Source organism: Streptomyces sp. URMC 126 (genome assembly GCF_051386555.1).
Classification (GTDB): domain Bacteria; phylum Actinomycetota; class Actinomycetes; order Streptomycetales; family Streptomycetaceae; genus Streptomyces.
In genome coordinates this window covers 1-8,336 of the sequence record NZ_JBPQTX010000303.1, presented here as the reverse complement: position 1 = coordinate 8,336, position 8,336 = coordinate 1, and the positions used below count along the sequence as shown (strand labels likewise).

At 74.4% G+C, this 8,336-nt stretch carries 7 protein-coding genes; 5 read left to right on the top strand and 2 right to left on the bottom strand.

Going from position 1 to position 8,336, the window contains the following annotated elements:
• The coding region (locus tag ACSNOK_RS27205) for a hypothetical protein (RefSeq protein ID WP_436783428.1) at positions 1-436 on the top strand (436 nt) is incomplete at its 5' end.
• A gap of 67 nt (positions 437-503) precedes the next feature.
• Here the strand turns inward: ACSNOK_RS27205 and ACSNOK_RS27200 are convergent.
• On the bottom strand, positions 504-1,082 hold the full coding sequence (locus ACSNOK_RS27200; protein ID WP_436783427.1) for a hypothetical protein: 579 nt from the start codon (positions 1,080-1,082) through the stop codon (positions 504-506).
• 274 nt (positions 1,083-1,356) lie between these two features.
• Between ACSNOK_RS27200 and ACSNOK_RS27195 the strand changes: the two genes are divergently transcribed.
• Complete coding sequence (locus tag ACSNOK_RS27195; RefSeq protein WP_436783426.1) at positions 1,357-3,513, top strand: RecQ family ATP-dependent DNA helicase; 2,157 nt, start codon at positions 1,357-1,359, stop codon at positions 3,511-3,513.
• A gap of 22 nt (positions 3,514-3,535) precedes the next feature.
• On the opposite strand, the gene ACSNOK_RS27190 is transcribed toward ACSNOK_RS27195, so the two are convergent.
• The gene (locus tag ACSNOK_RS27190; RefSeq protein WP_436783425.1) at positions 3,536-4,456 is read right to left on the bottom strand and encodes a LysR family transcriptional regulator; all 921 of its coding nucleotides are present in this window, start codon (positions 4,454-4,456) and stop codon (positions 3,536-3,538) included.
• 222 nt (positions 4,457-4,678) lie between these two features.
• Here ACSNOK_RS27190 and ACSNOK_RS27185 point away from each other — a divergent pair, with 222 nt between their 5' ends.
• From ACSNOK_RS27185 to ACSNOK_RS27175, 3 genes are all read left to right on the top strand, one after another.
• Positions 4,679-5,785: a 2OG-Fe(II)-dependent halogenase WelO5 family protein gene (locus ACSNOK_RS27185; RefSeq protein ID WP_436783424.1), complete on the top strand. Its 1,107-nt coding sequence runs from the start codon at positions 4,679-4,681 to the stop codon at positions 5,783-5,785.
• On the top strand, positions 5,782-6,327 hold the full coding sequence (locus tag ACSNOK_RS27180; RefSeq protein WP_436783423.1) for a YbaK/EbsC family protein: 546 nt from the start codon (positions 5,782-5,784) through the stop codon (positions 6,325-6,327). Before ACSNOK_RS27185 ends, ACSNOK_RS27180 begins: the two co-directional genes overlap by 4 nt.
• Before the next feature lie 307 nt (positions 6,328-6,634).
• Positions 6,635-8,143, top strand: a complete 1,509-nt coding sequence (locus tag ACSNOK_RS27175) for a DUF4192 domain-containing protein (RefSeq protein ID WP_436783422.1) — start codon at positions 6,635-6,637, stop codon at positions 8,141-8,143.
• Positions 8,144-8,336: the final 193 nt, after the last annotated feature.

Below are 8,336 nucleotides of genomic sequence, written 5' to 3'. Positions count from 1 at the left end.
GGGGTGCGCGCCCCCCGGGCCGCGCACCCCGCCTCCGGCGGCGCCCGCCGCCCCGCAGGTCCAGGTGATCCCCGTTCCGGCGGAGGGTGCCCTGGACGCCGCCGACGAGGCCGTCGACCTGCTGCTCGACACCGGCCGCGCCCCCGGCGACGTCCTGGTGCTCACCACCGGCGAGGCGCACCCCTGGGCCGCGCACGAGCTGTCCTTCGGCGAGGCGTCGTACTGGGCCCAGCACGACGCCGCGGACGACGTCTTCTACGCCGATGCCGGTGCCGGCCGGGTGACGGGCCGTCCCGTCGTGGTCGTCGCCGTCAACGGCGGTTCGGACGACGTGGTGCGGCAGGCGCTGCCCGCGGCCCTGCGCCGCGCCGGTGCCCTGCTGGTCGTCTGCGGGGACGCCGCCCGCGTCAACTCCGTTCTGGCCGCGGCCGTCTGACCCGGTGCCTCGTCGGAGGCACCGGTCCCGGCCGTACGGGCCCGGTGCCGGGTGACCCGTACGCGCGTCACCCGGCCGCGGCGTGCCGCAGCGGCCCCGGCGCGGGGCGGGCGGTGCCGAAGGCCCCGGTGCGGTCCGCGCCGGAGCGGGGACTGCGCCCGTTCCTGGCCTCGCCGAGTATGTGCCAACCCGCGCCCGTCAGCGTGATGTACGCCCCGCAGCGCAGCCCGTGGAGCACGCAGGCGTCGCGCAGGGCCCACATCCAGGCGCCGTCCTCCTCGGTCCAACGGCCGTCCCCGTCACGGCAGTAGAGCAGCACCGCGGTGCGTACCGGCGCCCGTCTGCGCAGGTCGTGCGGGATCACCCGGCGCAGCCGCGCCAGCAGCGCGTTCCGCAGTTCCCAGCCGTCCGTATCCGGCGCCCGGCGGGCGAAGGAGGCGCTGGCCACCAGCCGTTCGTCCGGATCGAGGACGGCGATCACGGCCGTGCGCGGGGTGGGCAGGTGCCGGGCGTGCAGCCCGGTGACGACCTCACGGGGGTTGCGCAGCAAGGGAATTCCGGCGGCGGCCCACTCGGCGGGCTCCACCACCCGGACCGGCCGCCCGGGGCGACGCCGGGGCGGGGTCGGGACCGAGCCGATGGTCATGTCACTCCCTTCGCCGGGCGCACCCGCGGCACCGGCGGGCGTCGGCGGCGAGGAACGGCGGACGGCGTCCCGGCGGGCCGTAGGGGGACGGGAGCGGGGAGCCGGGTTCCATTCTCGGGGCCCCGGCCACCGCGCGGCAACGATCAATTGACGCCACCGGCCGGTACCGGACGGCGCTGCGCGCTCTCCCGTCACCGCCGCCCCGTGCGGCGCGACCGGCACGTCACCCTCGGTGAACTGGCCAGGCGTCCGGGGTATCGGGTTGCATGGAGCCATGGACGATCCGGAACTCCGCGCCGAAGCCGATGCCATCCTCGCCGAGCTGGTCGGCGACCCGACAGGCGCGGCGCGGCTGCGGGAGGACCAGTGGCAGGCCGTGGCGGCCCTGGTCAGGGAGCGGCGGCGGGCCCTGGTCGTCCAGCGCACCGGCTGGGGGAAGTCCGCCGTCTACTTCGTCGCCACCGCCCTGCTCCGGCGGCGCGGCTCCGGCCCCACGGTGATCGTCTCGCCGCTGCTGGCGCTCATGCGCAACCAGGTGGAGGCCGCGGAGCGGGCCGGCATCCGGGCCCGCACGATCAACTCGGCCAACCCCGAGGAGTGGGGCGCCATCCACGAGGAGGTCGAGCGGGGCGAGACCGACATCCTCCTGGTCAGCCCGGAGCGGCTCAACTCCGTGGACTTCCGCGACCAGGTGCTGCCCAAGCTGGCGGCGACGACCGGCCTCCTGGTCGTCGACGAGGCGCACTGCATCTCCGACTGGGGCCACGACTTCCGGCCGGACTACCGCCGGCTGCGGGCGATGCTCGCCGAGCTGCCCCCGGGCGTGCCGGTGCTGGCCACCACGGCGACCGCCAACGCCCGCGTCACCACGGACGTGGCCGACCAGCTCGGGACCGGCGCAGGCGAGGCCCTGGTGCTGCGCGGCCCGCTGGAGCGGGAGAGCCTGCGGCTGGGCGTGGTCCGGCTCCCGGACGCCGCGCACCGGCTGGCCTGGCTCGCCGAGCACCTGGCCGAGCTCCCGGGCTCCGGCATCGTCTACGCCCTCACGGTGGCCGCCGCGGAGGAGGCCACCGCGTACCTGCGCAGGCGCGGCTTCCCGGTGTCGTCCTACACGGGGCGGACGGAGAACGCCGACCGGCTGCAGGCCGAGACCGACCTGCAGCGGAACAAGGTCAAGGCGCTGGTCGCGACGTCCGCGCTGGGCATGGGCTTCGACAAGCCGGACCTGGGCTTCGTGGTCCACCTCGGCTCCCCGTCCTCCCCGATCGCCTACTACCAGCAGGTCGGCCGCGCCGGCCGCGGCGTCGAGCACGCCGAGGTCCTCCTCCTGCCCGGCAAGGAGGACGAGGCCATCTGGCGCTACTTCGCCGACACGGCCTTCCCGCCCGAGAACCAGGTCCGCCAGACCCTCGCCGCCCTCGCCGACGTGGGACGGCCCCTGTCCGTACCGGCCCTGGAAGCGGTGGTCGACCTGCGCCGCACCCGGCTGGAGACGATGCTCAAGGTCCTCGACGTGGACGGGGCCGTGCGACGGGTCAAGGGCGGCTGGGAGAGTACCGGCCGGCCGTGGGCGTACGACGCGGAGCGGTACGCCTGGGTGGCCCGGCAGCGGGCGGCCGAACAGCAGGCCATGCGCGACTACGTGAGCACGTCCGGGTGCCGCATGGAATTCCTGCGGCGGCAGCTCGACGACGAGGGCGCGGCCCCCTGCGGCCGCTGCGACAACTGCGCGGGGGCGTGGATCGGTTCGTCCGTCTCGGCGGAGGCCACGGCGGGGGCGGCGAGGGAGCTGGAGCGTCCCGGGGCGGAGGTCGAGCCGCGCCGGATGTGGCCGACCGGCATGCCGGCCCTGGGCGTCGACCTCAAGGGACGCATCCCGGCCGGTGAACAGTGTTCCCCCGGCCGGGCCCTGGGGCGGCTGTCGGACATCGGGTGGGGCAACCGCCTGCGCCCGCTGCTGGCCGAGCACGCGGCCGACGGTCCGGTCTCCGACGACGTGCTGCGGGCGACGGTGACCGTCCTCGCGGACTGGGCGCGCTCGCCGGGCGGCTGGGCGTCGGACGCGCCGGACGCCGTGGCCCGGCCGGTCGGCGTCGTCGCCGTACCGTCGGCGACCCGCCCGAAGCTGGTCGACTCCCTCGCCCGGGGCATCGCGGACGTCGGCCGCCTGCCGTTCCTGGGCAGCCTGGCGTACGCCGGGCCGGACGGCGCGCGGGCGGCCCGCCGCAGCAACTCCGCCCAGCGGCTCAAGGGGCTGTCCGACGCGTTCGTCCTGCCCGCGGAGCTGGCCGACGCCCTGGTCCGTGCCTCCGGCCCCGTCCTGCTCGTGGACGACTACACCGACTCCGGCTGGACGCTGGCCGTCGCGGCCCGCCTGCTGCGCCGGGCGGGCGGCGGGCAGGTGCTTCCGCTGGTGCTCGCGACCACGTGAACCCCGCCCGGGCGCGGGGCCGTCACCCGGGGGCGGGGCTCCCGGAGGCCGTCCCGTCCGGCATGCGCAGCAATGCCAGAGCCGCCCTTATGGAAGGGCGGCTTCCGGTCTGCCGGCGCCACACCGCGTAGATCTTGCGGTGCGGACCGGGCGCGAGCGGGATCGCCCGGACACCGGGCGGCAGCGGCCCGCGGCCCAGGCGCGGGACGACGGCCGCGCCGACGCCCGCCTCCACCAGGGCTATCTGGGACTGGAACTCCTCCACGTAGTAGGCGATGTCGGGGAGCAGGCCGCGGTCGGCGAAGGTGCGCTCCAGCCAGCTGTGGCACATGGCGCCGGGGGAGTGGCTGATCCAGCGCACGTCCACGAGGTCGTCCAGGGTCAGGCAGGCGCGGTCGGCCATCGGGTGGCCTTCGTGGACGAGGACGTCGCCCACGTCCTCGCCGATCTCGTACGTCGCCAGAGCACTCGGCACCATCAGGGAGACGTTGTGCCAGTCGTGGACGATCGCCATGTCGGCCTCGCCCTCGGTGACCAGGCCCAGCGCGCGGGACGGGTCCGCCTCGACCAGGCGGCAGTCGAGTTCGTCGTGGCGGCGGGCGAGTTCGGCCAGCATGCCCGGCACGAGTGAACGGCACGCGGTGGGGAAGGCGGCCAGCCGCAGGGTGCCGGAGGGGGTGCGGCGCTGGGACTCCAGGCCCGCCTCCGCCTGTTCCAGCAGGGCGACCACCTGCCGCGCGGTCTCGGCTAAGGCCTCGGCCGCCGGAGTGAGCGTCACATGCCGGGCGTGCCGGTCGAGGAGCGCCGTCCGCGTCTCCCGTTCGAGCTTGGCGACCTGCTGGGAGACCGCGGACGGGGTGAAGCCCAGGGCCGCCGCGGCACCGCTGATGGAGCCGTGCACGGCCACGGCGTGCAGGGCCCGGAGTCTGTGGATGTCGAGCATGAAGCCATGCTAATAGATGCCCTTCAGGACATTTATAGGGTAATCGGTGCTCGATGTGCATTTGCTGTAGTAGCGTCGCGACTGCGAGTTCCCAGCGGCCGACGCCATTTTTTTCCGAATGTCCTCGTCTGGATTCGCCAATTCCGCCCCGCAAGTAATCAAGAGGGATTTGTGGACCATTCGAAAAACGGCCCTGTGGCCGTCATCGTGGACGGTCATGCGATGGGAAACTTCCTGCCGGCGGCATTCGCCCGGCAGGGCCGGCAGCTCAAGAGCTCCGACCCCGAGGAACTCGCGGCCTGGGCGGAACGGCTCGGCTCCTACCCGGTCGTCGGCAAGCCGATGAGCTCCACCGGCTCCGACGGGGTGCGCTTCTGCGCGGACCGGACGGCCGTCGCCGCCGCGGCGCGGACCATCCGGAGCTCCACGGACCTCTTCGGCCGCCACAACGCCGAGGTGCTCGTGCAGGAGCGCATGGACGGCACCGAGTACATCGTGGACGTGGTGAGCGCCCGGGGCCAGCGCTTCCTGGCGGGCGTCTGGCGCTACGAGAAGCGCATGCTCGGGTCCGGCCGCCGCATTTACGACAAGGACGTCCTCCTCGCCTCCGACGAGCACCCGGCCGAGGAACTCTCCGCCTATGTCCACACGGTCCTCGACGCGCTCGGCATCGATCACGGAGCCGCGCGCGCCGAGGTCATGATGACCGAATCCGGCCCGATGCTCGTGGAAGTCGCCGCACGCATGAACGGGAATTCCCACCCGGAATTCCACAGTGCGTGCATGGACGCCAACCAGGCCGATCTCGTCGCGCTGTCCGCCGTCGATTCCGGCGCTTTCATCCGGGAATACGGCGGACGGAAGTACCGGAAGCGGACCGAGGCGGTCGTGCACAACGCGAGCACGACCCTGAACGGCGAGATCGAGGGTTTCGACATCCACGCGGACGGCGTGCGCGACCCGCTGCACAACGACAACATCATGCGGGACGCGGCCGGCACGGGCATCGTGCTGGCCGACCTGGCCCGGCAGCTCAGCTGCGTCGTCTGCCTGCAGGAGTGCGACGAGGGCGGCGAGCTGCGCATTTACCGGCGGCCGTGGGAGCCGCAGGACGAGACGTTCAAGATAGACGGCGGCCTCGGCTACGACGAGGGGGTCGTCGAGGGCCACCCCGGTCACGAGTTCAAGCCGCAGGCCGGCGACGTGTACGTGATCAACCCCATGCAGTACCACTCGATCGAGCAGGTCTCCGGCTCCGACCGGATCACCATGGGCTTCTTCCTCGGCTTCGCCGACGAGAAGCTCGGCTCGGCGGTGGTGTGGGGATGACGTCGGTATCCGACCGGCCGGCCGAGCAGCCCGGCGTCTCGCGGGAACCGGCCTCGGGCCGGCTCCTGCGTCTGCTGGAGGAGGGCGGCGCCCGCTTCCGCCGGATCGAGCACGCGGCCGAGGGGCGGACCGACGCCGTCAGCGCCCTGCGCGGCAACGACGTCGCCCAGGCGGCCAAGTGCGTCGTGGTGCGGGTGAAGAAGACGAAGAAGACCTCGCACTACGTCCTGGCGACCGTCCCCGGCGACCGGCGCGTGGACCTCGGCCGGATCGCCGCGCTGTGCGACGCCCGCCACGCCATGTTCGCGGACCAGCCGACGGCCGAACGCCTGACGGGCTGCACGAGCGGCGCCATCGTCCCGTTCACCTTCGACCCGGCCCTGGAGCTCGTGGTGGACCCGGCGCTGCTCGCGCACGAAGAGATCTTCTTCAACGTCGAGCTGGACTTCTCCGTGGCCCTGGACACCAAGGACTACGCCCGGCTCGCCGAGCCGCGGGTGGAGTCCATCCGCGAGGAGGCGCCGGCGGAGGCCGGTTCCTGAGCAGCCCGTTGGTCCTGTCGAGGGTGCTGTGACGTCGGCCCGCCGGATGCGTCCGGCGGGCCGACGTGCTGTCGGACGGCGGAGGCGGGCGGCCGGGCGTGGGGCGCCGCCCCCGGTCGTCGCCCTTGGCCACCGCCCCCGATCGCCACCTCCGATCGCCGCCTCCGGCCGGTCACGCACCGGCGCCGGCCCCGAGCACGAGCGACCGGAGCCCGTTCCCGGCCGTCATCCACAGCAATTCATACGATGATCTGCCGCGCGTCCACAGGCCTTTCGGGCTCCTTTCGGCCTGCGGGACGCTCGGCGCATGACCGACCACGACGCACCATCCGGCCCTCCGCATCCGCCCGCGTCCGACTGGCCACCGCCGGCGCCCACGCACGTCACCCTCCGCAGTCCGGCGGAACTCGCCGACGCCCTGCCCTACCTGCTGGGCTTCCATCCGAACGACAGCATCGTCCTCATGGCCCTGCACGGCGAGGGCAGACGCTTCGGCGGCCGACTGCGCCTGGGCATCCCGGCCCCTGACGACTGGCCCGACGTCTCCGACCAGCTCGCGGAGACGCTCGTCACCGGATGCCTCAAGCGCGGCGCCCGCCCCGACGGGATCGTCCTCTACCTCTGCCAGGACCCCGGGGACGGCGAGACGTCCGCGGCCGTGACGGCACGGCTGCGCCCGCTCGCCCAGCGCCTGCGGATCGCCTGCGGCGCCCTCGACGTGCCCGTCGTCGAGGCGCTGTGCCTCTCCGACGGCCGCTTCTGGTCCTACTGCTGCTCCGACCCCCGCTGCTGCCCGCCCGAGGGGACGCCTCTGGCGCTCCCCGGCACCACGGTCATGGCGGCGGCGGCCGCCTACGCCGGCATCCGGGTGCGCGGGACCCTGCGCGAGATGGAGGCCCGGCTGAGCCCCCGCCCCGGCCCGTGGGCCGACGGACAGCGGCGCGCCCTGGACGCCGCCACCGCCCGCCTGGTGCCGCGCTTCCTCGGCGGGGACCGCGAGACGGCGCGGCAGGAGACCCTGGATTTGGCGGAGCGGCTGTTCGAACGTCTCCACGAGACGCCCGCCGGAGCGGACACGGGGGAGTCCGACGCCCGGGACGACGCGCTCCTGACGGCGGAGGAGACCGCCGCGCTCGTCATCGGCCTGCAGGACCGCGTCGCCCGGGACCGCGCCGCCGAGTGGATGGAAGGGCCGCGCACCCAGGCGGTCCTGCGCCTCTGGCGCGCCCTCGCCCGGCGCTGCGTCCCGCCGTACACGGAACACGCCGCCGCCCCGCTGACGCTCGCCGGGTGGGTGGCGTGGTCCACCGGCGAACAGGCCGAGGCGAGGGTCGCCCTCGGCCGGGCCCTGACCGCGGACCCCGACTACCTCTTCGCCCAACTCCTCCACCACGCCTGTAACGAGGGGCTGGACCCGGAGGTCCTGCGGGACTGCCTCCGGCAGGAGCGGGCCGACCGGGCCGTCTGCCGGGCGGCTCGTGCCGCGGCGGACGAGGGACCGCCGGGCGGGGTGACGGACGAGGTACGGGACGAGGCGACGGACGAAGGCGAGACACGGGAGGAGGAGACCGACGAAACGACCGACGAAACGACCGACGAAACGGCTTGCGCAACTCCGGACGAAACGGGGGCCGACCCCCGGCCGACCGGGTCTTCCGCCGGTAGGGCCACCGTGCCGCGAGCCCCTCGGCGGAAGCCCGCCACCGACGCCGCGCGCCCCAAGCGGGCGACCGGCGGGGCCGCCACCGGAGCCCCGGCGGGTAAGCCCCGGGCGCGGCGGCAGCCGACGCGCCGCACCACCCGCGACCGCCGGTGACGGCGATCACGTGCGCACCGCCGTGACCTCGGCGCCGTCGTCGCCGTTCACCTGTACAGCCCTCCTTCCCGCCCGACGTTCCGGCCCGTGACCTCCCCAGGGAGCGCAGACCCGTGCAAGGCACCGCCGCCCATGCCCAGCCCGCCAGCTGGGCCAGCACCTCGGCGTGGACGGCGGACGGCGGGAGGTCCGC